Raw genomic sequence first — 25,369 nt, forward strand, 5'->3', positions numbered from 1 at the left:
CCATGAGGAAAATTTAATTTTCATGGTCTTTTACTTTTGATGATGCTAAATCAAATGAAATATCATCTACAACTATCGTCGTTCCATTTGAGGAAGACTCTATCGTCAATAATGCTTTCAATGTTGTTACTCTAAATCGAATATTATCTAAGCCAATTCCGTTTTTTACTTTACCAACTTCAAAACCAACGCCATTATCTTCATAGACTATTCTTCCCTTTTTGTCTTCAGTACCAAAAAATTGAATGAAAATATTGGTGGATTGACTATGTTTCAAAGAATTATTTAATAATTCTTGTGTAATTCTAAAGCAATGATTTTTGACTCTGGTATCCTCTACCTGTGGCCAATCATGAAACTGAAGCTGAATTTTTTGATCGACAGAACTATATTTTGCGACTAAGTCAATAATAGATTCTTTTAGAGAAATATGTTGAAAACTTGGGGATACTAAATCATGACTTAAATCTCGTATAGAATCGATAGTTTGAGAAAGAATATCTTTTACTTCTAGATTTTCTAATGCTTTGGATTTATTGACGATCGCAAGGTTCCCACCTATCGTATCATGTAATTCTCTTCCAATTCTATTCCTTTCTTTTTCTTGACCTTCTAACAATGCATTAGAATATTTTCTTTTACCATCATCCACTTCCTGCATCAGCAATAACTTTTCATTATAAATTGTCAATGATCTTCTCATCAAGAGATAAAAGTAGATAATGGATTCATAAACAATAAAAATGTAATAAACATAGTCTGTAATTGATGACCTTTTGATAATACCGAGATGAGGTAAGGTAACAAATATTGCTATCGTGGCTATTCTGCAAATATGTAAATAAAAGATATACTTTGATAAGGTTGAATGCTTTCTATTTCGATAAAGTACTACTGTACAAAGAACGAAACTTAACCATGATAAAAGTACAATGACTACAAAATTTACGGCGACAAAATTTTCACTATGAAGAGCAATCAACGTAAACATTGAAAGAAAAAAATATAAAGCAATAAAAGGATTAGCTTTTTGTATAGCGTCAATAAATAGCTTTCTATCAGGTAGTATATGATTATAAAAATGAATTAAAAAATAGACAAATGTCAGATTGAATACATGTCTAAATAAATAATTAAAATCATGATATTTTATACCAAGGAATTTAATAAACGTTCCTATTTCGCTTTCAGCAAAAAGAACTCCCGATAGTATAGTACACACATAATAAAGAAATACTTTTTGTTTGGAGAATATACTGATCAAAAAACCAATACAGAGTAAAGTAACAACGATTCCTCTTAAATACCCTAGAATTTGAAAATCTGAATGATATTTTTCAATAAAAGTATCTTTGTTATATAGTAATACTTCTGTATGAATGGGCCAACCGTTTCCTTTTAGATGAAAAAATATATCCTTTACTTCCTCTTCCTCAAATTTTAATAGATAATTATATCCCTTATCAGAACTTTTTATCATCTGTTGAAGACGGTTATTCTCTGTTCCTCCCTCCAAATGTTTATAACCTCCATTTGATGACTTTATCCATATATCCAAAACTTGAATTAAACTATAGTTAAAGTACAATACCTTTTCTACTTCTTTATTACTTGACAGGCTAATTTTATACCAATGTCCTCTATCAAAAGGTCCTCTTGATAGACCTGAAATAGATTGATTTTGCCATGTCTCATGAAATATTGGGATATGATTTTTAAACCTGACAATATCTGACTGATAAACTTCAACCAATGGTGATAAGTCAACAGAAGATTTTTTCAGATTAACATCAGTTTGCCCATACATAGTAAGGCATTGAAGTGATATAAAAAGCAATAAAAAATGAACTTTAAAAAATTTCATTTCCAGTTTTAAGCAAGATTAAAATGATAGTAAGTCTGTAGTATTTTTAAATCAATAGATTATTAAATGCATACTTAATAAGTTCTGCCCTATTATCAATTTTCAACTTTGTTTTGATATTTCTGTTATGCGTCTTTACCGTCTCTACACTAATACATAGTTCATTCGATATTTCATTAGAGTTTAAACCTCTAGCAATATATTTCAGAATCTCTTCCTCACGAGGTGAAAGGATAATAGAATCTAGCGTCAAGAATTTCATTGAGTCTTTGATTCTTTCAGAATAATAATTTTTGCCAGATAAAATTTTAGTAATTGCATCAATAAAAATAGGCATTGGATCATCTTTTAGAATATAGCCATCTACTTCTGATTCTATTGATTTTTTCACTAAAGAAGGCTTGTTATGCATTGACACAATTAAGAACTTAGTAGACTCAAATCCAAGGCTTTTAGCTTTACGTACAAATTCATAACCTTTCATTTGAGGCATATCCATATCCACTAAGATAATATCATAGTAATTGAGATCAAGATCTAATGCCTCAACAGGATTATTTATGATCTTAATTGTAGAGGAAAAACTTTCTACCAAGATTCTTTCTATTCCCTGACAAAATAGCAAATGATCATCTAATATCAGTATTTCAGGATCAGTCAACATAAACAGTTAGAAGTTGTAACAGCAGTAATTATGAGTTTGTAATAATCATTAACAATAATTAAAACAATTTAATCAATAAAAATTAATACTTATCATATTTTGCGAACTTTTAGTTTGTAAAACTTAATAAACAAACAATACACCTAATAATTTACTTACAAATGAAGTTCAAATTAATTTACTTTTTGACTATACTAACCTTATTTAGTTTTAATACTAGTGTTCAAGCAAATGATAACCCAATTGCAAAAGGAAGTATAAAAGGAACTATTATCGATCAACAAAGCAATACCCCTGTAAGTTATGCTACTGTAGTACTAATCGACAGTAACAGCAAAAATATAGGTGGAGGGCTCACAGATGACAACGGATCATTTGTAATCCGAAATGTGCAATATGGTGAATATTCACTCCAAGTTCAGTTTGTAGGTTATAAAAACCTTACACAAACAGTAAAAGTTGAAAAGCAAACTACTAACCTTGGTAATATTATCTTGGCACCTAATGTAGAAGAATTAGAAGAAGTGGTTGTTCAAGGTGAAAAAACTAGCATTGAAAGAAGTATTGACAAAAAGGTAGTCAATGTTAGCGAAGCTATGATTGCTGATGGCAATTCTGTTTCAGAAGTATTACAGACGATCCCAGAAATCAGTGTTGATTCTGATGGGTCGATTAGTTTAAGAGGTGAAAGCAATGTTAGAGTACTGATCGATGGTAAGCCTTCTCAAATAGATCCTGCTCAAATTTTTCAAACACTTCCAGCAGGTTCAATTAAAAAGATTGAAGTAATCACTAACCCTTCAGCGAAGTATGATCCTGATGGATTATCGGGTATCATTAACGTTATCACTAAGAAGGATAAAATGAAAGGAATGAATGGTTCACTAAACGTTGGTGCAGGTTCGGGTGAAAAATACAATGGTTATTTAGGTTTAAATTACCGTGTCAATAAATTCAATTTCTTTGGTCAAGGTTCGTATGGTGAAAATCGTTTTGAAAATCAAAATGATAGAAAAAGAACATTAATAGGCGAAACCTCTCCTAGTTTTGATCAAGATGGGACAAATATCAGAAATGGTAGATACTATAATTATAAATTTGGTCTTGACTATTTCCTAGATTCAACAAATACAATTACTGTATTTACTGAACAATGGAACTGGAAAGGTAGTAATGAGAATTTTTATATGAATAGAAACTTTACTACTGGAGGAGAAATGAATACAGAAAATGAAACAGGCGGAAGTCAAAATGATGCTAGTGGATATTCTATTTCATTAAACTATAGGAAAGAATTCAAAAAAGGTGTTTTAGAAACTGACTTATATTATAATAGTGGTTCTTCGGTAAACTCTTCCTATACAAGTATAGAAAATGATCCATTACGTCAAGGAGAAAACAATACCAATTCAGATTGGGATTATGCTACTGCAAAAGTTGATTATTCTCAAGACATTAATGATAAATCGTCATTTGAGGTAGGCTATAAAGGTGAGCTTACAAATGCTGAAGCTCAAATCTCTAATTCATATGGTGAATCGACTACTGATTATATCTATAATTATGATCAAATGATCAATTCATTGTATGTATCATATAGTTTACAATTGGGGAACTTCTCTGTAAAAGCAGGTTTAAGAAGTGAGATGGCACAAATTGATGGTACATTAAATCAAGAGAGTCTGAAGGATACCACTTTCAATATCACTTATAATAGCCTTTTTCCTACCGTTCATTTACAACAACAAATTGGTGAAAATAATACTATTGGATTGAGTTATAGTAGAAGAATTAATCGACCAAATATTTTCTATTTACTTCCAATTGAACAAAGATCAAATTCATCTACTATGACTGTTGGTAACCCATCATTACAACCTTCATATACTAATTCGATTAGTTTTGATCATGGTTTAAATAAAAATAAATTGGGTCTAAATACTAGTATTTATTTACGTCATAGTACTGATATCATTCGCTCGGTTTCAACTTATGATGAAGAAGAAGATCTGACGATTTATACTTATGAAAACTTAGGTTCTTCTATCACAGGAGGTGCATCAATTTCTGCCAATTACCAATTAACGGATTGGTGGTCAATTGATGCCAATATGAATATCTTTTACTTAGATATTGAAGATGATAATGAAGATTTCGTCATTCCTGAAGATGCCAATCCATTCAACTGGGAAGCCAAATTAAATACTCGATTGAACTTACCGAAATCGATTACGCTTCAGATTATGGGACGTTATTCTGGTCAGCAATATGATGCACAAAGAATCACTGCTCCTCGTTATGCACTAAATCTAGCAATCAAAAAGCAAGTACTGAAGAAGAAAGGAAATATCTCTTTCAAAATTGATGATATTATCAATTCTGGTGATTCAAAAACGATCTATGGTAATGGTTTTACAGAAAACACATATTACCTACAAGAGAGACCTGTTTATAGATTTTCATTCTCTTACGCTTTTGGAGGTCAGTTCCAAGGACGTAGAGCTAGAAAGTTAAACTCATCAGGGGGAGGATTAAACTAAAGTTAACTCCAGATTAAATTATTATAATTTTTAAGTTCATTTACATAATGAATTGTTCTTCATTCATTTTTAGTATGTAAATTAAGGCTGTATTTATAGTGATAGACAAACTTTAGAAAATATATGAAAAAGAATAAATACAAATTTGAAAGCACATACGCTGTAAAATTTAATGTTGCTATAAAAAATTTGGAAAACTTCGATAAAGATGTTTACAAAGAAAGATTAGCCTCTATTACAGCAAAAGTGAGTATAAAATAAGGCTATTTACTGAGCATTAATTCAGAAAGCTTCATACTTTAATAAATAAAAAAGCTCAAATTGATACGTCAATTTGAGCTTTTTTTGTCACTAATTTTCTGAGTATTCTAATTTTAATAATGACTCTTATTGAGTAAATACACAGAAATAAATTTATTGATTGTACAGGAGAATAAACCTGCAACGAAAACTTCTCTTATTGGAAAGACTGGGAATAAATCAGTTGTAATCAATAACATTGAAATACTAATCCCAAATAAACTACTGAATAAATAAACCAACTTTATAAGATAATTCCCTTTGATCTGAGTAGAAAAATTCAATCCAAAAGTTCCTTTCATCAAAATCCAAAAACTAGCAGAATAAAGGACAAATGAATTACCTAAATGAACATGGATAATGAAAACTAATCCCATCAATAGATCAGAGATGGCATTAATCATATTAAAGCCCCAGCTATAAATCTTATCCTTATTATCTGTTGAAAAATAAACATCAAATAAAGAAGATGGCGTAAGCATTACCCCAAACGCAATCAACATTTGATGTATGCCTTCAAAAGGGCGAATATAAAATAATATTCCCATAAGAAGATAAGATATACCAGTAAGGGTTGTCATCCACTTTTTTGGTATAGTAGTACTATTGTAGGTATTAGTGACAGTCTTCATTGATACAAGGTTTTAAAATTAGGTATTACTCTAGACGGGAAAAATGTAACTACGTTTCAAAAAATATATTTTTTTAACATAAGTTTGATATCTAACATTTTTTTCTAAATTGTCTTAACTGTTTAACATGAATTGACGGGTAAATACTAAATATTATCGTAATAACTGATAGTCAACTCTTTAAAATAATCTTTCTTCCTAAAAGAAGTTACAAAACAGTCATTTTCGATTGAATAGTAACAAATCATTAATTTTGTCACTCATTCAAGCGATAATTACTTTTTTGTAAATTTAAACATGAAAGAAACTTAAGCCTCTTTCATTATTTATTCGTTGATAAATCATGAAGATCTCTAATTTTTGTGTAGTATTTCTCATTTTAATTCTATAGTTTTTGATTGTTTCATCAAATAATACGAAAGTAACATTGTTTAAGTTTATACATTTTCAAAATAAATTATAATAAACTGATGGAAAGTATTTTAATCACAGAAGATTACAATTTCTCGGTCGTTCAAAATTTATCTTCTTATACCAAAACAGCATTGTATAAATTATGGAATGATGAATATCCAATGCAGCTGACTTATAAATCTGAAGAAGAGTTTGACACTTACCTTAATAATCAACAGCATAAAGAACACATCATTGCTACAACACATGCTCATAAAGTTGTCGGTTGGTTTTTCAGGTTTGAAAGAGAGAATACGCAGTGGTTTGCAATGATCATTCACAATGAATTTCAAGGAGAAAAAATTGGAAGCACTCTTTTAAAATTAGGTAAAGAAAGATACGGTTCACTTAATGGATGGGTTATTGATCATGATCGTTACTATAAATTAAATGGAGAGAAATATAGATCACCACTTACCTTTTACCTTACGAATGCTTGTAGAGTGCAATATGATGATCGGTTAGAAGTTCCAATGCTATCTGCTATAAAAATTAAGTTGTAAAAAAAGCGACACCTCTCTTGTTGAGAAGTATCGCTTAGAATCGAAGGGGAACCTTCTATTTATGTTGAACAACTACTAGTCTTCTAATGCTGCAATACCTGGAAGAATTTTACCTTCCATTAATTCTAACATTGCACCACCACCAGTAGAAATGTATGATACTCTATCACCGAAACCTAAAGTGTTTACTGCAGCAGCAGAATCACCACCACCGATTAATGAGAATGCACCACCTTCAGTAGCTTCAGCAACTGCAGTTGCAACAGCTGTAGTACCGTTAGCAAAGTTTTCCCACTCAGAAACACCCATTGGTCCATTCCAAAGGATTGACTTAGATTCTTTGATTACTTTAGAGAATTCCTCAGAAGCTTTTGGTCCGATATCAAGACCCATGTAACCGTCTGCAATTGCATTTGAGTCATAAGAAGCTACAGTAGCATCTTCACCAAACTTATCACCACATACAGAATCAACTGGCAACATTAAGTTTACTCCTTTAGCTTTTGCTTTTTCGATTAATTCTAAAGCTAAGTCTAATTTATCTTCTTCACATAAAGAGTTACCAATAGTACCACCTTGTGCTTTGAAGAATGTATATGCCATACCACCACCGATAAGAATATTATCAGCAACGTCCATGATGCGTTCGATTAATAAAATTTTATCTGAAACTTTAGCTCCACCCATGATTGCAGTGAAAGGACGCTCAGGGTTTTCAGTAATTTTCTTTGCGTTTTCAATTTCTGCAGCCATTACATAACCAGAAACTTTTTCTTTCATGAATTTAGCGATAACAGCTGTAGATGCGTGAGCTCTATGTGCAGTACCGAATGCATCCATTACCCATACATCGCCTCTAGAAGCTAATTTTTGAGCAAAACCTTCATCTCCTTTCTTTTCTTCTGGATAGAAACGTAAGTTATCTAATAACATTACTTCACCCGGCTTTAAGTTAGCAGCCATCTCATCAGCTTCAGCACCGATAGGGTCACCACCAAACTTAACTTCAACGCCTAATTTTTCAGAAAGTGGAGCAATGATATGCTTTAAAGAGAATTTATCTTCAAAACCATCTTTCGGACGTCCCATGTGAGACATTAAGATTGCTGATCCACCATCTGCAATGATCTTCTTTACCGTAGGAATAACTGCATTGATACGTGTAAAGTCACGAACTGAAAAGTCAGGGTTTAATGGAACATTAAGGTCCACACGTACAACTGCTTTCTTTCCTTCGAAATTATAAGAATCGATCGTTTTCATATTTTATAATTATGATATATAATAATGATATAATTTTCTTTTTTTTGCACCGCAAACTAGACGAATATTTTGGTTTAAAAAATGACCAAAATCAGACTTCAAAAAGAAAAATTTAAGCGTAAAATTCACATTAATAGGGTATTTGAATCCTTTTCCCTAATGCATTCAACACATTTTTCTTAAGTACAGTTCATTATCCTTTGCTAATGATAATTAAAAACGGTTTTGACGGTGTTAAGTTGATTTTTTAAACTTAAAAGATGTGAGATTACCAGCTAATTTTATTTAAGAAATTAAAAATTATCCTTCAGAAATATTAAGCAAAAAAAAAGGTCATCATAAAACATGATAAACCAAATAAACTTTATCTATTAACTAAGCTTCTTATCAGACATAAGAATTAATCCATTACTAATGTAACGGTATCTTCAATAAATGACATAATTACAAAATCAGACTCTACACTAGCTCCTTCTGCTGATGCAATCAATGAACTTGATGTTAATGTCATTGTTAATTTAAACCAAAAGATGATTTTTCTGATTATTGGATGAATACCGAACATAGTGATAAAAATTAGGATAATAACAATTGAGATAAAGTTGATTAAGTGTACGGTTAACAGATTTCAAAAGATTTATCCATTAACAATCATTAGTTTTTACTTTTTTTAATGATTGTGAACTACTTCACACTTCGTGGAATTTGAACCTTGCATATTTGTAACATACCAAAACAAAAAATTAAAATATTACTGTTATGAAGAAGTACCTGATATTCGCTTTAAAATTAACCGTCGCAATTATTTTAATACAAACATTAAGATTCAAATTTACAGCTCATCCTGATAGTGTATATATTTTCACACAAGTTGGAATGGAGCCTTTTGGTCGCGTTGCAGTAGGTATTATGGAACTCATAGCAGCAATATTAATCGTATTTCCACGTACCTCTTGGATAGGTGCAGGATTAACATTAGGAATTATTGGAGGGGCCTTGTTTTTACATTTGACCCTATTAGGCATAGATGTTAACGGTGATGGAGGAAGTTTATTCTATCTAGCACTAATAACAGAGATATTAAGCGGTATTGTCTTTTGGTATGAAAAAGATAATATCCCCCAAATCAATCAACAAGTAGTATATGGTAAGTAAATTACAACCATTTTTTGAAGTTCTGAATTCCTAACGGTTCATTATTGTACGTAGATGAAACGGGTATTTTACGTACATCCAAGTTACTCAATTCATCAAACAGCCTCTTTGAAAATTCAAAGAGGTTGTTTTTGTTACTTACAATTTGATTATTAACTTGAAAGAAGTACCCAAACTAAAATGTATGCTAAGCAATTTCAAGAAACAATTTGGCGGTAAGTTTACCCCTGAGGAAGAACAAAAGTTTTCAAAATCCTCTCAATGGAAAGAGGGAAAATTTGAAAACTTGGCCGTTACTACCATGAATATAAATTTTCGAAATATTCCAGGTTTACTCAAAAAGCAATTTACTGATAGAGCTACTCGTGCACCAAAAGACAACTTACCTATCCTTCCTTTTGATCGAGAATCATTTAATGAAAATATAGAGCTACCTAAATTTATCTGGTATGGACATTCAGCAGGTCTATTACAACTGAATGGTAAAAGTATATTGATCGACCCAATGTTGGGTCCAGATGCCTCTCCTATTGGACCAATTAGAACGAAAAGATTTAGTAAGAATAGTTTAGAAATTATAGATCAGTTTCCAAAGATTGATTATTTATTGATGACGCACGATCATTATGATCACTTGGATATGGATAGTATTGATAAATTGATGACCAAAACCAATCGATTTATTGTAGGGTTAGGCATTAAACGTCATCTAGTTTCTTGGGGTGTAAATCCGTCAATCATTACAGAAATGGATTGGTGGGATGAAATTAAAGTAGATGATATTACCATCACTTATACTCCGTCAAGGCATTTTTCAGGTAGAGGTTTGAATGACAGAGCAAAATCACTTTGGGGTGGTTGGGCATTAAAAACTGATCATTATAATATTTATTGGAGTGGAGATGGTGGTTATGGTGAGCATTTCAAAGAAGTAGGCGAAAAACTAGGTCCTTTTGATTGGGGAATCATGGAAAATGGGCAATACAATGAAAATTGGCATCAAATACACATGTATCCGGAAGAAAGTGTTCAAGCTGCAGTCGATGCAAAAGTGAAAAAAGCTTTCCCTGTACATTGGGGTGGATTTGTATTGGCATTACATCCATGGAAAGAACCCATTGAACGTTTTCTTAGGGAAGCCCATAAACAAGATTTAGAAGTCTTCACTGCCCCTCTAGGACAAATAATTACTTTAGGTAAAAATGATACCCTTAAAAAATGGTGGGAATTGTACGATTAAAAAATAAGCCTCTTCACGAATAATGAAGAGGCTTATTTAATTATTTATAAATTATACTTTTTGCACCATCAGAAATGTAATTTTTCATTTTCCCTCCTTCATCATAAATCAGAATTGCTTCCAAATCTGGGTTTGCTTCGATTACTTTCTTTGCTTTTTCTACACCCATTACCATAAATGCAGTAGCATAGGCATCAGATCGCATACAACTTGAAGAAAATACTGAGGCACTCAATAAGCTATGTTGAACGGGATACCCAGTTCTAGGATCTAAAGTATGTGCATATTTTTTTCCATCTTTTACATAGAAGTTTCTATAATTTCCTGAAGTAGCTAATGCTTTATTATCAAGTTCTACAATTAATGAAATCTGTTGTTCCTGCCCACCTTCATCATAACGTGGATTATCGATTCCTATTTTCCAAATAGCCTCTTTCTCATTCGTTCCTTCACAAACAACCTCACCACCAATTTCTACCATAAAACGATGAATTCCTTTTTCTCTTAGTAAATCAGCCACCACGTCAACAGCATATCCTTTAGCAATTGCACTAAAATCAAGTTCAACACCTTCCAAAGATTTGGTTACTTCCTTATCATCAAATGTGATATACTGATCAAAACCAACATACGCTTTTATTGAATCTACTTCATTATCCTTAATTGTCGGTGTTTTTCCAGGACCAAAACCCCATGCTTTTACTAGAGGCTGAATAGTTGGGTCGAAAGCACCATCTGTCGCATCATATACTTGCTTACTTTCCACTAATACAGGATAGAAAAACGTCGATTCATAGGCTAAAGATTGTCCTTTATTAAATCTAGAAATTTCAGAAGATTCGATGTAGGTAGATAACGATTGATTAAAATCCTTCAATATTTTTTCAATTTCTTTATCTAACGGTCTTCCTTCCTCATCAATATACTTAATATTATAAGGAACAACCCCCATTGTCGTTCCTCTTACATAGAAATGTTTTTGAGCTTCTGGAAAATAAGTCCTGTAAAGCCATACAATTCCCATCAGTGTAATTAGAATAATTGAATAATTTATATTTTTCTTTCTGTTATCCATTACGATTTTAATTTTCGTTGTGTATCTTGATAGTAAATTCAGAATCTTCTCCTGCAAAGGTGAGTAAGAGAAAGCATTTACTCCTATTGTTTTACATTTTTTTAGAAAGATTCTGTGAGAAATAGTGAAAATAAAAAGTAAACTGTGCAAAAGACCCTCAAAACGTACCAAAAAAGACTTGCTAACCTGTCCGCAAGAAATAAGTCATTGTATTTACCAAGAGCTTATTCAGGGCAGTATATCGACATTGCTGATTTAGATCAATTAATGCAACTTCCTGCATTTGATATTATTAGACAAGTCATTAAAGGATTTAAAGAAATTCCTATCTGTCCTATTGCTGATAGTAGGGATAGTAGTGCTAACAAAATCAGCACACAAATCCGTCGTGTTGCTAAAGCTGCCAAATTTGTATTGGAAGAAGGGGGGCGTCATGACTTATTTTTAGGGTATCCTTTTGTTCAAGGTCGCTTAATTTCTGGGGGGAATTTACGTGCACCACTTTTATTTTTTCCAGTTGAATTAAAGCAGGAAGATGGCAATTGGAATCTTGTACTAAGAGATGATACAGAAGTCACTTTTAATAAAACACTCTTACTTGCTATTTCACATCACAATGCAGTTTCTTTTGACGATGATTTTCTAGAACTCACATTTGAGGATTTCCCTAAAGACACAACTGCATTTCTTACTAAATTATATCACACCTTAGAAGATTCGAATTTAGAATTAAACTTTAATCAAGATACTTTTGGTGAATGGGTCAAACCCTTTGAAGCTTTAACCAAAACACATTTCACCTCTAATTTTGAAGAGGGGCAAATGAAATTGTTTTCAGAAGCTTTGATAGGCATTTTTCCGCAATCAGACTCTTATTTAATGCCTGATTATGATCAATTAATTGATAATGATAATGTCAAAGATCTTGAAGGATTTTTTGGGGGTTCGGTAAATCATTTGGATGGCTTAGGTTTAAAAGAAACTTTTGCAGGCAAAGCACATCAAGAAGAAGAATTACTTTCTCCTTATCCTATTGATGCCTCACAAGAAAAGGTCATCAAAGAAGTAAAGTCTGGTAATTCTGTGGTGGTACAAGGGCCTCCAGGTAGTGGAAAGTCACAGTTAATATGTAACCTAATCGCTGATTTCACAACACGTGGAAAAAACGTATTAGTCATTTCACAAAAAAGAGCTGCACTTGAAGTGGTGTACCAAAGAATGAAAGATATTTCTTTAGGGACATTTTGTGCTATGGTTCATGATCACCGATATGACAGAGGACATATTTATAAAAAAATGCACGATCAGATCGATGCATTAGATAAATTCAAAGAAGACAATAATAGTTTAGGTGCAATGCAATTGGAACGAAATTTTGCTTTACATTCTAAACAAATAGATAGTGCAATTTCTCAATTGGATGAATTCAGGGAAGCATTATTTGATATATCTGAATGTGGAATTTCAGCCAAAGAACTTTACTTAAAATGTAACCGAAAATCTCCACATACACACTTAAAAGGCTGTTATCAACAATTTGACCTTAAAGAAGTCAACTATTATAAAGATCGCCTGCAAACTTATTTAGAATTTGCTAGGAGCTTAGATGATGAAGATTACATCTGGAAAGATCGTATTCCTTTTACCAACTTTGAAAGCAGTGCTATTCTTCATATTCATGAAATTTTAGATAGAATCATCCCTTTCAAGGATAAGATCTTGAGTGAAATTTCTGATAATATACAAGTTGATCTTTCTTTTGATGAATGTCTTTGGATCCTTCGACAAGAAGGTCAGGTCACTAAATTTATGGAAGTAATTAGTGATGCTGATGTCTACAAGATGTTTAATTATATCATCAAGAAAAGAGGAAGAGTACCAACGGTTCAGGATTGGCAAAACCATAAAAGAGGATGCTTAAGTGCATTTAATAACAGAGGTACTGAAGTCGAAAAAACGCTTTCTGATGAGCAGATTGGAGATGCTATGGAATGGGTCACTATGGCCATTCGTACACGTAGTAACCCTTTGACTCTCGTAAAATGGCAATTCTCTTCTAAGAAGAAATTTGTTGATGAATTAATTAAAAAGAACAATTTACCGAACTCCATAAAAGGCCTACAAAACCTGAGAGACCGTATTGAAAATAGAATGAATCTTACGCATCAAAAAAATGATATGCGTAAGTACGAGTGGATTGTTGAATTTCCAGAAGAACTAGAAGAAAAAGTTTGGGAAGATTGGTTTGATGCTGGTAAAAAAGCTATTGAAGCTAGAAAACTATATACTGCACTTCGTTCTTCTGTACAGTTTATTGAGCTCCATAATTATAGTTATGATGAATTATGGACAAAAATTGATATTCTTTTTAAGACAATACATAAAATCCCACAAGAAAGAGTAAAATGGGAAGAGTTTCTTTCTCCTTTAGAAATTGAAGATATTATCAACAACAAGATTGATATCGTAAAATTTAAGGAAGTATTGGAAGATGATTTTGATGAAATTTGTCGTTTTGATAAGCTAAAAGAATCATTTACTCCACATGAATGGGCTGCACTCCGATTGGTTGATGGTCATATGGAAGGGGTTCACAAACATCCCATTGAGGAAGTTTTAGAATATTTTGAAAATAGTTTAAACATCAGTTGGCTTTATCATATCGAAATGAAGCATCCTGTACTAAGGATTGTTTCTAACGGTGCAATTGAACAACTTGAAAAGAACCTTCAAGAGGCTATTTTGGAAAAAAGGTCTATCGCAACCGATATGACTTTGGTGAGATTAAAAGAAAGAACTTACGATAAAGTAGAATATAATCGATTAAATAATAGAGTAACCTATAGAGATCTCTATCATCAAGTCAATAAAAAAAGAAGTATTTGGCCTTTACGAAAGACGTTTCATCATTTCCAAGATGAAGTATTGGACTTACTCCCTTGTTGGTTGACATCTCCAGAAGCTGCTTCTGCTATTTTCCCATTGATTCCATTCTTTGATCTCGTCATTTTTGATGAAGCTTCACAATGTTTTGCTGAAAAAGGGATTCCTGCTATGTACCGAGGTTCTCAAGTGGCTATTATGGGAGATACACAGCAACTTCCTCCATTTGATCTATATAAACCAAGATGGGAAGAAGATGATGACTATGATTTGGACCCTGCGCTTGAAGTGAATTCTTTATTGGATTTAGGAAAACAATATTTATCCGAACATTATCTAATTGGACATTATAGAAGTCAATCTTTTGATCTAATCGATTTCTCTAATCAGCATTTCTATCATAATAAATTACGTTTTATACCTGATTTCGAAAAAGTGGATGCAAAAGATACAGGTATTGAGTTTATCAAAGTAGATGAAGGTGTCTGGAAAAAAGGAATCAATCAAGAGGAAGCTATTAAAGTCGTCAAATTAGCAAAACGACTGGTTGAAAAAGGAGAAACGAATATTGGTATCATTACCTTCAACCATAAGCAACAAGAATTGATTCAAGAGATTATGGATCGATTGGAAGTCAACTGGCCTGAAGAACTGATTATCAAAAATATCGAAAATATTCAAGGTGATGAAAGAGATCATATTTTACTTTCAATCACTTACGCACCCAATGAATCAGGTAAGATCAACCTTCAATTTGGTACCTTAAGCCAAGAAGGTGGGGAAAAACGTTTGAATGTTGCCATTACTAGAGCAAGAAAGAAAATGTATGTCGTCAGCAGTATTCTATCCCACCAATTGAATACAGATGACAGTAAAAATGAAGGTCCTAAATTATTGAAGAAGTTTTTATATTACGCTAAAGATATTCAGGATAATGGCTATAAACCTTCAACACATCATTCGAAGACATGGACTTTTGGTAAAACATTAAAAGAAGATATTCAACATCAAAATGAAGTAAGTGAAGTGATACCATTTTCTGCACTTACAGTAATGGACAATACCTCTCCTATTGGTTTATTAATGACAGATGATGAAGCTTATCATCAATTTATTTCAGTAAAAGAAGCTCATGGTTATTTCCCAATTGCACTCAAAAGTAAGCATTGGAATTTCCAAAGGTTCTATAGTAGAAATCTCTGGAAAAATCAGAAAAAGTTTAATTCAAGAGTTAAAGAATTCATCGATCACATACAGAATAATCGTTACATTTAATAGTGAATAATTATTCATTATTAAATAAAACTTCATTTTTTACATTAATGAATAAACATTCACTTGTTTTGTGAAATTTTTTTATTCAAAATATTCTTTCGAAAAAAACATTTTACACAAAACATTATTTATTTTCACACTTAATTAAAAACAGAAAAGTAACGATGTTTACGAAAGTTTACTAAATATCTAATTTTCAGAAAATTACCCATTAAGTTTCTTTTAATAACTATTTTAGAAAAATCGCGTTTTAGGGCTCTACCTTTGTGCTATCGCAAACGTTTCGACTAAAATTATACACAAGCCTAATATTTATTATACTTACGAATTTAAGATATGAAAAAGTTATTTAGTATCCTTTTATTATCAATCTTCAGTATCGCAGCAACTTATGCACAAGGTGTTATCGGTGTGAAAGGTGGTTTATCACACTCAGGAATCTTAGTAGAAAATCCTGACGGTGGTTTGATCCCTGGTTTTGTTGGTGGTATTACTTATGATTTAAAACTTAGTGATAAATTATCTCTTGGTGCAGAAGTTTTATATTCTCAGCAAGGTGTTTATAAAAACTCTGATTTAGGGTATACATTAAATGAAGGTGACTTAGGATTAATGCCAGAAAGACCTGGTTTCTTACCAGTTGAAGGTCCATTAAATTCTTTATTCCCACTTACATATTCTGCAGTAGGTGAGTCACATATTCGTTTAAACTATATTAATGTTCCAATCGTATTAAAATACGGATTTGGTGAAAACAACAACTTCAAATTATTTGGTGGTGGTCAAATCGGATTCTTAGTAAGCAGTAAAGTTACTTTTGATGGTGATTTCAGTCTTACAAATGGTGAAGGTGTTGATATGTTACCTGAATTAGCTGAAAATCCTAATTTCCCTATTCCTGCTGATAATGAAAGTATGGGTGAGATGTTAGATGCTGGTGCAAAGTTCAATAATATTGATTTTGCATTTGTAGTTGGTGCTTCTTATGACTTCAACAACACTCCTCTTACTTTAGACATCAGAGCAAACTATGGTATGATCGATGTAAACGGTGATCCAGAAGCAGCTGAAGAAGATTGGATGAAAAATATGACATTACAACTTACTTTAAAATATTCTATCTTCGGAAAGAACTAAGAATAAGTGAATTGTATTTTTTTAAGGGTCATTTTACATTTATAAGTGTAGAATGACCTTTTATTTTCATATATTTGTAGTGTGACGTTAAAAAAAGTAAGAATAACAACTTTTTTAATCTGTTATACGATACATTATAAATAGAACTACACTAAACTGCAAGAATATGAAAAAGGCTTTATTATTTCTATCACTATTAGGGTTACCTTTTTTGACAATGGCCAACGATACTGACATTGTCACAAAGAGAAAAACACCTAAGTACAAACTAGTAGAAGGAAAAATGGTCAAAGTTGGTACCTTTCCAAAAGGTCATTCTTTGAAGGTGTATGGTACTCCACATATTGTAGGAAAAGTAGAATACAAAGCAACAGTAAACTATCATTTGACAGATTGTGGTCACTTGATTAGTACTCGTTACTTCACGAAGTTGAAAAAGTAATTTACGAGTTTATAAATACAAAAAAGCCACTTATTTCGGTAAGTGGCTTTTTTTATTTTGCTCTTTTTCAAACCTTTTGACGGAAGCAGTACAGCAACCTTGGTTTGCTTTTCTCTTTTGAGAATATAAAAGCTTCAATATATTTTTAATTCTATTCTTCATTGACAAGTTCTTTAAGCATTTTGATTGGGACAACTCCATGTGCTTTTCCATTCAATTTACCTTCAACATACCCTAAATAAAAAGGAATCGTTTTCATATTGTATTCTTTTGCTAGATCTGGAAATTTTTCTGGATCAATTTTAATAATCTCAGCTTTACCTTCTAATTCAAAAGAAAGATTTGCTATCGTGCCTTCCATTACTCTACAAGGAGGACACCAATCTGCTGAAAAAGCGATAATTACTTTTTCTGCTTTGGAAATCTTCTCTTTTAATTGGTCTTCAAAAACCAATTCCTGAACCGCTGTTGGAAGTGAAAACATTGTGATGTTATTTATGTTATTACATTAATTGTTGTAGATCTAGTTACAACAAACGCAAAATTAGGGATTTAAGTTATTGAGATGTAGTTTTTATAGCGATAAAGAAAATTTTTGATTAATTTCAGACAGAATGTCAGCTTGATAAAGATAATTTGTCATTCAAAATTTGTTAAATAAAAAACAAGGCCCGTCATAGACGAGCCCCGTTCAATTTACACCCAAACTTTAAACACTATGAAAATTGATCTGTCTCTGTGGACAGAAACTCTCAGTTATTATATTAAAACACTCTTATTCAGAGTATTAGAATCACCTTAAGGAAGTAATATTAAATATTAATTTTCCTTCTTTCTTATGACACTACAAAGGTGGCCAAACTTTTTTAAAGAAAAGTTGATCGTTATCATCATGATTTTATGATAGTTAACTGTTTTAAAAAAAATTAAAGAAAGAAGAGGAGTCTTATTATTTGATAAAAAAGGTAAATAAAATTACTATTCGCACAAGATTTGATTTAATTGTAAAATACTAGTGCAAATAAGAATGGAAAGGAATATCTGTCTAGAACCCTTTCTTAGTTCTCTTAAAACTTAATTTTTACTATCAAATTATGAAAAAACAATTTTTATCAATGATAGGTGCTTCTATGATAGGAGGTATCATATCAGTAGGAACTTACACTACATTTATTCAAGAAGAGACATCAAATAGTGTGAGCAATGAAAGACCAGTCTCATTTACAAAATACGAAACATCAACTTCAGCCAGGCCAGCATACACTGTACCTGACGGATTAAACTTTGTAAGTGCTGCTGAAAAAACTACTCCAGCTGTTGTACACATTAAAACATATGCAGATCCATCATTAGCTAGACGAGGTACTCCACGTTTTTTCCATGAGTTTTTTGAAGATCCAAGATCTGAAGGAGGACAATTAGGTTCTGGCTCAGGTGTAATCATCAGTGAAGATGGCTATATAACTACAAATAATCATGTTATTGATGGTGCATCAAAAATTGAAGTTGTATTAGAAGATAAACAAACTTTTACAGCCACATTAGTTGGAACGGACCCAACAACAGATTTAGCGTTATTAAAAATAGAACCTGAAGAAAATCTACCTTTTATTAGCTTTGGCAACTCCGATAAAATCAAAGTTGGTGAATGGGTGTTGGCTGTTGGAAATCCTTATGAGTTGACATCAACTGTAACTGCTGGTATTGTAAGTGCCAAAGCAAGAAATATTAATATATTAAGATCTCAGTCCAATAATTTAGCCGTTGAATCATTTATTCAAACTGATGCAGCAGTAAACCCTGGTAATTCAGGTGGTGCCTTAGTTGATTTAAACGGTAGTTTAATCGGTATCAACTCAGCAATTGCTTCTAGAACAGGATCATTTACTGGTTATTCTTTTGCTGTTCCTTCGGAACTTGTTAAAAAAGTAATGGAAGACCTTAAAGATTATGGTGCTGTACAAAGAGCATTAATCGGTGTAGAAATTAGAGACATTGATCAAAAAATGGCTGATGAAGCAGGTTTAGAAAAGATATCAGGTATTGCAGTGATGGGTGTTAATCCTCAAGGAGCTGCAAGTGAAGCAGGTATTGAGCAAAATGACATCATCACGAATATTAATGATGAAGAAGTGAGCACTGTTTCTGAATTACAAGAATATATCGCTAGAAAAAGACCTGGAGATACCGTAAAGGTTACAGTCATTCGAAATGGAAAAGAAAAAATATTCAATGTAAAACTTAAGAATAAGCAAAATACAACGGATATTGTTTCAGCTCCTAAAAATTCTGCCGAAGCAATTGAAGCTCTAAATGCAGAAGTGCAACCATTATCTCAGAAAAAAGCCAACGCTTTAGGTATAAATGGTGGTTTAGAAATCACTAAACTTGATCCAAATAGTAAGCTTGCTCAAGCTGGAATTCAAGAGGGTTTTGTGATCACTTATGTAGACAGAGAACCTGTTCTTTCGATTGATGACCTTGGCACTGCCCTTAGAGGTAAAAGTGGAGGTATTCTATTAGAAGGAATTTATCCGAATGGAGAAAAGCAATATATAGGTATTGGGCTATAATTCTTTGAAAATGAGATAGCAGTATAATAAGAAAATACTGCTATCTTTAATTTTTTCTGAGAATAATCTAAATTTTTGACAATATATTCAAATAATATCCTTAGTTTTGTAATAACATTTAAATTGTTTCACATAACATTGTGCATTTGTGGTTTAAAGTTAAATACATTCATTTATATTCGTTAACAACTTTAGTGAAACTATTTACCCACTCAATCACGTTTATAAGGGTGTAAGATGAAACAGAAAGATTTCATCAAAAAAATATTAGTAATAGAAGATGGTACTTATATCATATTCGATTTACAAAAGAAACAATAGTTTGCTTTAAGTAATGGGGAAAGGGTTTAGATTTTATCTGATCCCTTCTTTTTTTGTCTAAACTTTTTTGTCTCAAAGACTATATAAAAAAAGCAGCTCCTTCCTATTAGAAAAGAACTGCTCAAATACTAAGTTTATTCAAACACTGATTTTATTTTTCGTAAAATCAATGTTTTTATCGGAACACTATTAATCACATATTTTTCGTATATGAAGTTGTTTGTTAGACAACCATAGCTGTATTTTCTCTTAACGAAGCCTCAAATGCTTCTAATTTCTTTTGTTCTTCAATCGCTGCTGCTTCATCTTCTGCTGAGAACTTGATTAAAAGTCCTAAGAAACCTACTGCTGAAACAATAAATCCAAAAGTGAAGAATGCATCTTGAAGTGATGAACCTGTTCTTAATAAGTATTGTGCATAAAGCACAGCGCCCACATTACCGCCAGCACCTACAATACCTGATACAGCTCCTAATGCTTTTTTATTGATAAATGGCACAACCGAATAGGTTGCTCCTTCTGCCATTTGTACAAACAGAGAGAAGAATACCATACTGATGATTGCTAATTCCAATACGTTCATCTGTGAGAAGATTAATAATGCAATTCCTTCTGCTATAACAACGTAAACTAATATTTTCACCCTACCGTTAAGGCCTGAATTTTTCCCAAATTTATCTGCAATCCAACCTCCAGTTGAACGAGCAAATAAGTTCATTGCACCAAAGAAAAGAACAACAAAACCGGCTGCTTCTTGACTCAAACTAAATTTTTCTTGGTAGTACGTTGATGCTTTTCCAGTCACGAATAATTCCATTCCGAAACAACCTGCGTACATTAAAAATAATACCCAAACCCTTTTATCTGAAGCTGCTTCCAGGAATAAACTCTTATCACCTTTCTTTGCTGCAGGTCTCTCATCTGGCAAATCCTCATAATTTCCTTTCGGGCAATCTGATGTATATTTCCAATATAAAAATGCAACAAATAACATAATAGCCGCAGGTATATACATCGCTATTCTCCAAGAATCAGTTGCTTCTGCTAATCCAAAAGCTGCCACTCCTGAGGCTATTAAAGGCATAGTAGCGTTTGTTACACCACCGCCTAAGTTACCCCAACCTGCTGTTGTAGCATTAGCAATGCCAATTACATTTGGTGCAAACATTACTGAAGTATGATATTGTGTAATGACAAATGAAGCTCCAATTACACCAATCGCTAATCTTGATAATAAATAAGTTTCCCACGTTGTTGCTAATGATGATCCAGCCACAGCAAATGCACCAAAAACCAAAAGGTATACATAAGCTTTTCTAGGTCCTATTTTATCACAAAGGTTTCCAATACCTAATCTAGCAAAAATAGTCACCCCTACTGAAGCAATAAAGGCTAATGTTGTTTGTGCTTTAGTCAGTTCTAAATTGGGAGCAATAGTAGATTTCATTAAAGGTGCATGAGCAAACCATCCAAAGAAACAAAGAAAGAAAGCAATCCAACTTAGATGAAAAGTTCTCATCTGTATACTACTAAAATCGAACAAGTTGATACTTGTTGCTTTTTCATTTGATATTACTTTTGGCTTCATAGCGCTACGTATTTTCACATGTCAATAAATAATTACGTAACAATACTACGTATTTATACTTACTTTTCAAAAATATTACGTAAAATTTAAAATTTTACTTTAAAAAAAGACTACTTAATACTAAGTAGTCTAATCATTCTATATCTAATTTGTGTTTTTACGCTTCTTGTAATAATGCTTCTTCGTGCTGCATTTCTTCGGCTGCACTCATTTCTACACTTTTACTTAACTCTGCTTCAATTTCACGCAATCTTTTACGCACTCTTGAAACTTGCGTTTTGCCAACACCTGTTTTTTCAGAAATTTGATATGTCGTTAGACCATTTTTTAATCCTTCGATGACGTCACTATTACGTTCCATCCATCTTTCGACATTCATTTTACGGCCTTTTTTACCGCCTTTATATTTTCCTTCTGCTTTCGCTCGAGCAATACCTTCCACAGTTTTTTCCTGCATTTGATATTCCTTCATGCTCAACATTGTTTCAAAAGCAGATATTACACCGATTACGCTTGCATTAGCGTGTTCTTCTTCTAAATCAAACTTATTGATTAAAATAGTTGCCTTAGTTTCTAATAGTGCTTTTAAAGCTTCTAAAATATCAGATGGATTATCGCCTAAACGATCAATATCCTCAATATAAAGTTTATCTTCAGCAGTTAAGATTGAAAGGAGCTCTTGTGCACGAGGTCTTTGAATAAAAGGTAAAGTGACAGGACATTTGTCAATATAAGGTTTACCTTTAATTTTAGCTTGTTGCTTAAATTTCGATTGTGCTACTGTAGATACTCGTATATATGTAATAATCGACATGTTTACTAGTTATACTAAAAAATTGGTTGTACACACTTTAAAGTACTTCAATTTGGCACATTTTAAAAGAAAAAAATAATTATTTCTTAAAAAAGAATCTAGCAAAACATACAAGATGCTAAAAATCAACTATCTAAGAAAAAGTTGTGCTCTTTAATTTCATTCTTCAGTTTTTCTAACTTCACGATACCCAATCGTTTACCTTGTGCAATCAAAATACCTTCCTTTTTTAAAGAGGAAATTACTCTAATGACCTGTTCGTCTGTTGTTCCAGCAAAATCAGCAATTTCTTTTCTCGATAATTGAATGTTCAATAAGTTATTTTTTTGCCCAAATTTTCTATTCATATATAAAATAGCATCAATGACCTTTTCTCTAACCGTCATTTGAGCAATCTTTCTTACTTTATTTTCACTACGATTGAGCTCTTCTGCATAAAAAAGCATCATATTATAAGCCAGTTGAGGCACTTCTTGAAGCATAGCGTTTATAACTTCATTAGAAAAATTGCATAAGGTTATATCTTCAATCGCTACTGCACTAATATGATAAAATTGACCTACACCAAATCCTCTGTGGCCAATGATTTCTCCATCTTGACAAAGTCTTACGATTTGCTCTTTACCGTTAATACCAGTCTTCGCTACTTTTACTTTTCCTTTGTAAATAAAATAAAGTCCATGGACAGGTGCACCTTCAAGGATAAAAGGTTGATTTTTTTTTGCCCTCACCATTAATTTCTTTTCTAAGTATGGCTGTGCCTCAGGAGCATGGCTATGTTTTTTGATTAAACAATGATGGTTGAGACAGCTATTACAATCTATGGATGAGTTCATTTGATAGTAGTTTAATATATTACATAAGTAAATCTACGTAATTAATTTTAGAAATATAAAGTTCATAATTTATTTTCATCAAAATTTTCTTTAGCAAAAATTGAGTAATTACTTTTATTTTATACTTAATCAAACTTAAATTAAAATGTTTTACACAAACAAAAACTACTATTTAAAGCTATTGTTTATCATTGCATGCTACATTTTAGGTATTTCTTCTTGTGAAGTTGTAGATATTACTTCTTCTGGACTTTGTAGTGATTCAGATATGGATGAAATACTACTTGAAGTACAAAATTTTAAATCAACACTCGGGTATGTTGAAGAAGTAGACAATAGGTATTTCTTTACGGATAATGAAAACGAAAGAATTGCGTTTAAAGTGGATATTATCTATGATAGAATTGAAACTACATTACAAGCCCCAATTATTAAACCCTCATTTTCTTTTTTCTCTATGGCTTATGCAGCACCTGGTCCATTGGTTTATACTAATGATAGATTCTCAAAAGTTGTTGCCTTCAACTTAGAGAATGAAGATATCACATCTCAATTTCAAGTTGTAAATCCTAACTCAGAGCTCATTTTGGATTTAGATGATATTGTAAACGAAAATATATACGAACATTTCCCTTATGATTTTTTCTTTATTGTGAACAAAGAAAATAAATTCCCAGATCAATTTGTTCTCCAATTTTCTTTAGAAGATGGTAGAAGTATTGACCTTTCATGTACTATTAATAAGTAGTTAAAGAAAGAAAATTCATATAATTTTCCATTAAACAATTTCAATATATGGTCATATTGAAGTTGTTCTTATATACCTTAAAAACATAACTATTATTTTAAGGATATGAATACGATATCAATACTATTAATGCTCATAGGTGTACTTTTTTTTACTACACTTATATGGCAATTATTAAAAATTAAGGCCCAAAAAAAGCAAGAACAAAAACATCATTTTGATCGACATACCTTCAGTGATGAATGGAGAGAAATCCTGATTGAACACGTCACTTTTTATAATGAACTTTCCACACCTGAAAAAAAAGATCACTTTGAGCAAAGAGTAATTCGCTTTTTGAATTCAATAAAAATTACACCTATTGAAACAACAATTGAAGACCTAGATCGATTACTGGTTGCTTCAAGTGCTATTATTCCCATCTTTGGTTATCCTGATTGGGAATATCCTAATTTAAAAGAAGTAATTATCCTTGAATCCGATTTAAATGATACTGAATTTGGACAACAATTTGGTGAAGGATATGTATTGGGTATGGTCGGTGAAGGAAAGCTAAAAAATAGAATGCTACTTTCTAAAGGTGCATTAAGAGAAGGATTTAGAAATGATAATGATAAAAAAAATGTAGGAATACATGAGTTTGTCCATCTCATAGATATGGCCGATGGTAAAACAGATGGCATTCCTGAAGTACTTCTTAATAATAGTTACTCTATTCCTTGGATGAAATTAATGCATGACGAGATGGACAAAATCATCAATAAAGAGTCTGATATTAACCCATATGGAGCCACTAAAATTGAAGAATTTCTAACCGTAACTTCTGAATATTTTTTTGAAAGACCTCAACTCCTTGAAAAAAAACATCCCGATTTATATAAAGCCTTAGAATTGATTTTTAATCAAGATATGGCAGAACAGGAAAGAAATTTTAAGGAAACAAATAAACCAAAAAAAGAAATTGGAAGGAATGATCCCTGCCCATGTGGAAGTGGAAAGAAATATAAAAATTGTCATGGAAAAGACGAAGAATAAATAATAAGAAAAGCTTGGTATAAAAGAC

20 protein-coding genes are annotated in these 25,369 nt (G+C 31.9%); 11 read left to right on the top strand and 9 right to left on the bottom strand.

Translation table 11 applies throughout. The annotated features are described in order from the left end of the window. Nucleotides 1-13: 13 nt before the first annotated feature. Together ACXAHM_RS17755 and ACXAHM_RS17760 are read right to left on the bottom strand one after the other, a co-directional pair. Nucleotides 14-1,807, bottom strand: a complete 1,794-nt coding sequence (locus tag ACXAHM_RS17755; RefSeq protein WP_474962535.1) for a sensor histidine kinase — start codon at nt 1,805-1,807, stop codon at nt 14-16. Between the two features lie 103 nt (nt 1,808-1,910). After that, nucleotides 1,911-2,528, bottom strand: a complete 618-nt coding sequence (locus ACXAHM_RS17760; protein ID WP_474962537.1) for a LuxR C-terminal-related transcriptional regulator — start codon at nt 2,526-2,528, stop codon at nt 1,911-1,913. A 161-nt stretch (nt 2,529-2,689) separates the two neighbouring features. Between ACXAHM_RS17760 and ACXAHM_RS17765 the strand changes: the two genes are divergently transcribed. Together ACXAHM_RS17765 and ACXAHM_RS17770 are read left to right on the top strand one after the other, a co-directional pair. Then, nucleotides 2,690-5,068 carry a TonB-dependent receptor gene (locus ACXAHM_RS17765; protein WP_474962539.1) on the top strand — a complete coding sequence of 793 codons (2,379 nt, stop codon included), beginning with the start codon at nt 2,690-2,692 and terminating at the stop codon, nt 5,066-5,068. 123 nt (nt 5,069-5,191) lie between these two features. Then, nucleotides 5,192-5,329: a hypothetical protein gene (locus ACXAHM_RS17770; RefSeq protein WP_474962541.1), complete on the top strand. Its 138-nt coding sequence runs from the start codon at nt 5,192-5,194 to the stop codon at nt 5,327-5,329. Nucleotides 5,330-5,442: 113 nt separating this feature from the next. On the opposite strand, the gene ACXAHM_RS17775 is transcribed toward ACXAHM_RS17770, so the two are convergent. Continuing rightward, the gene (locus tag ACXAHM_RS17775; RefSeq protein ID WP_474962543.1) at nt 5,443-6,000 is read right to left on the bottom strand and encodes a DUF308 domain-containing protein; all 558 of its coding nucleotides are present in this window, start codon (nt 5,998-6,000) and stop codon (nt 5,443-5,445) included. A 470-nt stretch (nt 6,001-6,470) separates the two neighbouring features. On the opposite strand from ACXAHM_RS17775, the gene ACXAHM_RS17780 reads away from it, so the two are divergent. Then, nucleotides 6,471-6,956, top strand: coding sequence for a GNAT family N-acetyltransferase (locus ACXAHM_RS17780; RefSeq protein WP_474962545.1), 486 nt, complete (start codon nt 6,471-6,473; stop codon nt 6,954-6,956). 75 nt (nt 6,957-7,031) lie between these two features. On the opposite strand, the gene ACXAHM_RS17785 is transcribed toward ACXAHM_RS17780, so the two are convergent. Then, a complete protein-coding gene (locus ACXAHM_RS17785; RefSeq protein WP_474962547.1) occupies nt 7,032-8,219 on the bottom strand; it encodes a phosphoglycerate kinase in 1,188 nt (395 codons plus the stop codon). Between the two features lie 759 nt (nt 8,220-8,978). Between ACXAHM_RS17785 and ACXAHM_RS17790 the strand changes: the two genes are divergently transcribed. Both ACXAHM_RS17790 and ACXAHM_RS17795 read left to right on the top strand, forming a co-directional pair. Further along, on the top strand, nt 8,979-9,374 hold the full coding sequence (locus ACXAHM_RS17790) for a DoxX family protein (RefSeq protein ID WP_474962549.1): 396 nt from the start codon (nt 8,979-8,981) through the stop codon (nt 9,372-9,374). Nucleotides 9,375-9,558: 184 nt separating this feature from the next. Beyond that, a complete protein-coding gene (locus ACXAHM_RS17795) occupies nt 9,559-10,614 on the top strand; it encodes an MBL fold metallo-hydrolase (RefSeq protein WP_474962551.1) in 1,056 nt (351 codons plus the stop codon). A 40-nt stretch (nt 10,615-10,654) separates the two neighbouring features. On the opposite strand, the gene ACXAHM_RS17800 is transcribed toward ACXAHM_RS17795, so the two are convergent. Then, nucleotides 10,655-11,689, bottom strand: coding sequence for an FAD:protein FMN transferase (locus ACXAHM_RS17800; RefSeq protein WP_474962554.1), 1,035 nt, complete (start codon nt 11,687-11,689; stop codon nt 10,655-10,657). Between the two features lie 144 nt (nt 11,690-11,833). On the opposite strand from ACXAHM_RS17800, the gene ACXAHM_RS17805 reads away from it, so the two are divergent. The 3 genes from ACXAHM_RS17805 (at nt 11,834) to ACXAHM_RS17815 (ending at nt 17,426) form a co-directional block, all read left to right on the top strand. After that, complete coding sequence (locus tag ACXAHM_RS17805; RefSeq protein WP_474962556.1) at nt 11,834-15,847, top strand: AAA domain-containing protein; 4,014 nt, start codon at nt 11,834-11,836, stop codon at nt 15,845-15,847. A gap of 336 nt (nt 15,848-16,183) precedes the next feature. Beyond that, nucleotides 16,184-16,984, top strand: coding sequence for an outer membrane beta-barrel protein (locus tag ACXAHM_RS17810; RefSeq protein ID WP_474962558.1), 801 nt, complete (start codon nt 16,184-16,186; stop codon nt 16,982-16,984). A 166-nt stretch (nt 16,985-17,150) separates the two neighbouring features. Then, entirely contained in the window at nt 17,151-17,426 is a 276-nt protein-coding gene (locus tag ACXAHM_RS17815; protein WP_474962560.1) for a hypothetical protein, read from the top strand. A gap of 151 nt (nt 17,427-17,577) precedes the next feature. Here ACXAHM_RS17815 and ACXAHM_RS17820 read toward each other — a convergent pair whose 3' ends face one another. Continuing rightward, nucleotides 17,578-17,910 carry a thioredoxin family protein gene (locus tag ACXAHM_RS17820; protein ID WP_474962562.1) on the bottom strand — a complete coding sequence of 111 codons (333 nt, stop codon included), beginning with the start codon at nt 17,908-17,910 and terminating at the stop codon, nt 17,578-17,580. Nucleotides 17,911-18,520: 610 nt separating this feature from the next. Here ACXAHM_RS17820 and ACXAHM_RS17825 point away from each other — a divergent pair. Continuing rightward, nucleotides 18,521-19,999 carry a Do family serine endopeptidase gene (locus tag ACXAHM_RS17825; protein ID WP_474962564.1) on the top strand — a complete coding sequence of 493 codons (1,479 nt, stop codon included), beginning with the start codon at nt 18,521-18,523 and terminating at the stop codon, nt 19,997-19,999. Between the two features lie 544 nt (nt 20,000-20,543). On the opposite strand, the gene ACXAHM_RS17830 is transcribed toward ACXAHM_RS17825, so the two are convergent. The 3 genes from ACXAHM_RS17830 to ACXAHM_RS17840 all read right to left on the bottom strand — a co-directional run bounded on the left by ACXAHM_RS17830 (nt 20,544) and on the right by ACXAHM_RS17840 (nt 23,558). Continuing rightward, nucleotides 20,544-21,908, bottom strand: a complete 1,365-nt coding sequence (locus tag ACXAHM_RS17830) for an MFS transporter (RefSeq protein ID WP_474962566.1) — start codon at nt 21,906-21,908, stop codon at nt 20,544-20,546. A 157-nt stretch (nt 21,909-22,065) separates the two neighbouring features. Next, the gene (locus ACXAHM_RS17835) at nt 22,066-22,722 is read right to left on the bottom strand and encodes a recombinase family protein (protein ID WP_474962568.1); all 657 of its coding nucleotides are present in this window, start codon (nt 22,720-22,722) and stop codon (nt 22,066-22,068) included. Nucleotides 22,723-22,847: 125 nt separating this feature from the next. Next, nucleotides 22,848-23,558, bottom strand: coding sequence for a Crp/Fnr family transcriptional regulator (locus ACXAHM_RS17840; RefSeq protein ID WP_474962570.1), 711 nt, complete (start codon nt 23,556-23,558; stop codon nt 22,848-22,850). A 145-nt stretch (nt 23,559-23,703) separates the two neighbouring features. On the opposite strand from ACXAHM_RS17840, the gene ACXAHM_RS17845 reads away from it, so the two are divergent. Then, nucleotides 23,704-24,306, top strand: coding sequence for a hypothetical protein (locus tag ACXAHM_RS17845; protein WP_474962573.1), 603 nt, complete (start codon nt 23,704-23,706; stop codon nt 24,304-24,306). Between the two features lie 105 nt (nt 24,307-24,411). After that, the gene (locus ACXAHM_RS17850; RefSeq protein ID WP_474962575.1) at nt 24,412-25,341 is read left to right on the top strand and encodes a zinc-dependent peptidase; all 930 of its coding nucleotides are present in this window, start codon (nt 24,412-24,414) and stop codon (nt 25,339-25,341) included. Nucleotides 25,342-25,369 lie beyond the last annotated feature (28 nt).

Source organism: Flammeovirga sp. AWQ4_249 (assembly GCF_056161045.1).

Coding starts and splice junctions, on each gene's coding strand:
- ACXAHM_RS17755 (WP_474962535.1), bottom strand. CDS start 1,807: ATGTATGGGCAAACTGATGTTAATCTGAAAAAATCTTCTGTTGACTTA.
- ACXAHM_RS17760 (WP_474962537.1), bottom strand. CDS start 2,528: ATGTTGACTGATCCTGAAATACTGATATTAGATGATCATTTGCTATTT.
- ACXAHM_RS17765 (WP_474962539.1), top strand. CDS start 2,690: ATGAAGTTCAAATTAATTTACTTTTTGACTATACTAACCTTATTTAGT.
- ACXAHM_RS17770 (WP_474962541.1), top strand. CDS start 5,192: ATGAAAAAGAATAAATACAAATTTGAAAGCACATACGCTGTAAAATTT.
- ACXAHM_RS17775 (WP_474962543.1), bottom strand. CDS start 6,000: ATGAAGACTGTCACTAATACCTACAATAGTACTACTATACCAAAAAAG.
- ACXAHM_RS17780 (WP_474962545.1), top strand. CDS start 6,471: ATGGAAAGTATTTTAATCACAGAAGATTACAATTTCTCGGTCGTTCAA.
- ACXAHM_RS17785 (WP_474962547.1), bottom strand. CDS start 8,219: ATGAAAACGATCGATTCTTATAATTTCGAAGGAAAGAAAGCAGTTGTA.
- ACXAHM_RS17790 (WP_474962549.1), top strand. CDS start 8,979: ATGAAGAAGTACCTGATATTCGCTTTAAAATTAACCGTCGCAATTATT.
- ACXAHM_RS17795 (WP_474962551.1), top strand. CDS start 9,559: ATGCTAAGCAATTTCAAGAAACAATTTGGCGGTAAGTTTACCCCTGAG.
- ACXAHM_RS17800 (WP_474962554.1), bottom strand. CDS start 11,689: ATGGATAACAGAAAGAAAAATATAAATTATTCAATTATTCTAATTACA.
- ACXAHM_RS17810 (WP_474962558.1), top strand. CDS start 16,184: ATGAAAAAGTTATTTAGTATCCTTTTATTATCAATCTTCAGTATCGCA.
- ACXAHM_RS17815 (WP_474962560.1), top strand. CDS start 17,151: ATGAAAAAGGCTTTATTATTTCTATCACTATTAGGGTTACCTTTTTTG.
- ACXAHM_RS17820 (WP_474962562.1), bottom strand. CDS start 17,910: ATGTTTTCACTTCCAACAGCGGTTCAGGAATTGGTTTTTGAAGACCAA.
- ACXAHM_RS17825 (WP_474962564.1), top strand. CDS start 18,521: ATGAAAAAACAATTTTTATCAATGATAGGTGCTTCTATGATAGGAGGT.
- ACXAHM_RS17830 (WP_474962566.1), bottom strand. CDS start 21,908: ATGAAGCCAAAAGTAATATCAAATGAAAAAGCAACAAGTATCAACTTG.
- ACXAHM_RS17835 (WP_474962568.1), bottom strand. CDS start 22,722: ATGTCGATTATTACATATATACGAGTATCTACAGTAGCACAATCGAAA.
- ACXAHM_RS17840 (WP_474962570.1), bottom strand. CDS start 23,558: ATGAACTCATCCATAGATTGTAATAGCTGTCTCAACCATCATTGTTTA.
- ACXAHM_RS17845 (WP_474962573.1), top strand. CDS start 23,704: ATGTTTTACACAAACAAAAACTACTATTTAAAGCTATTGTTTATCATT.
- ACXAHM_RS17850 (WP_474962575.1), top strand. CDS start 24,412: ATGAATACGATATCAATACTATTAATGCTCATAGGTGTACTTTTTTTT.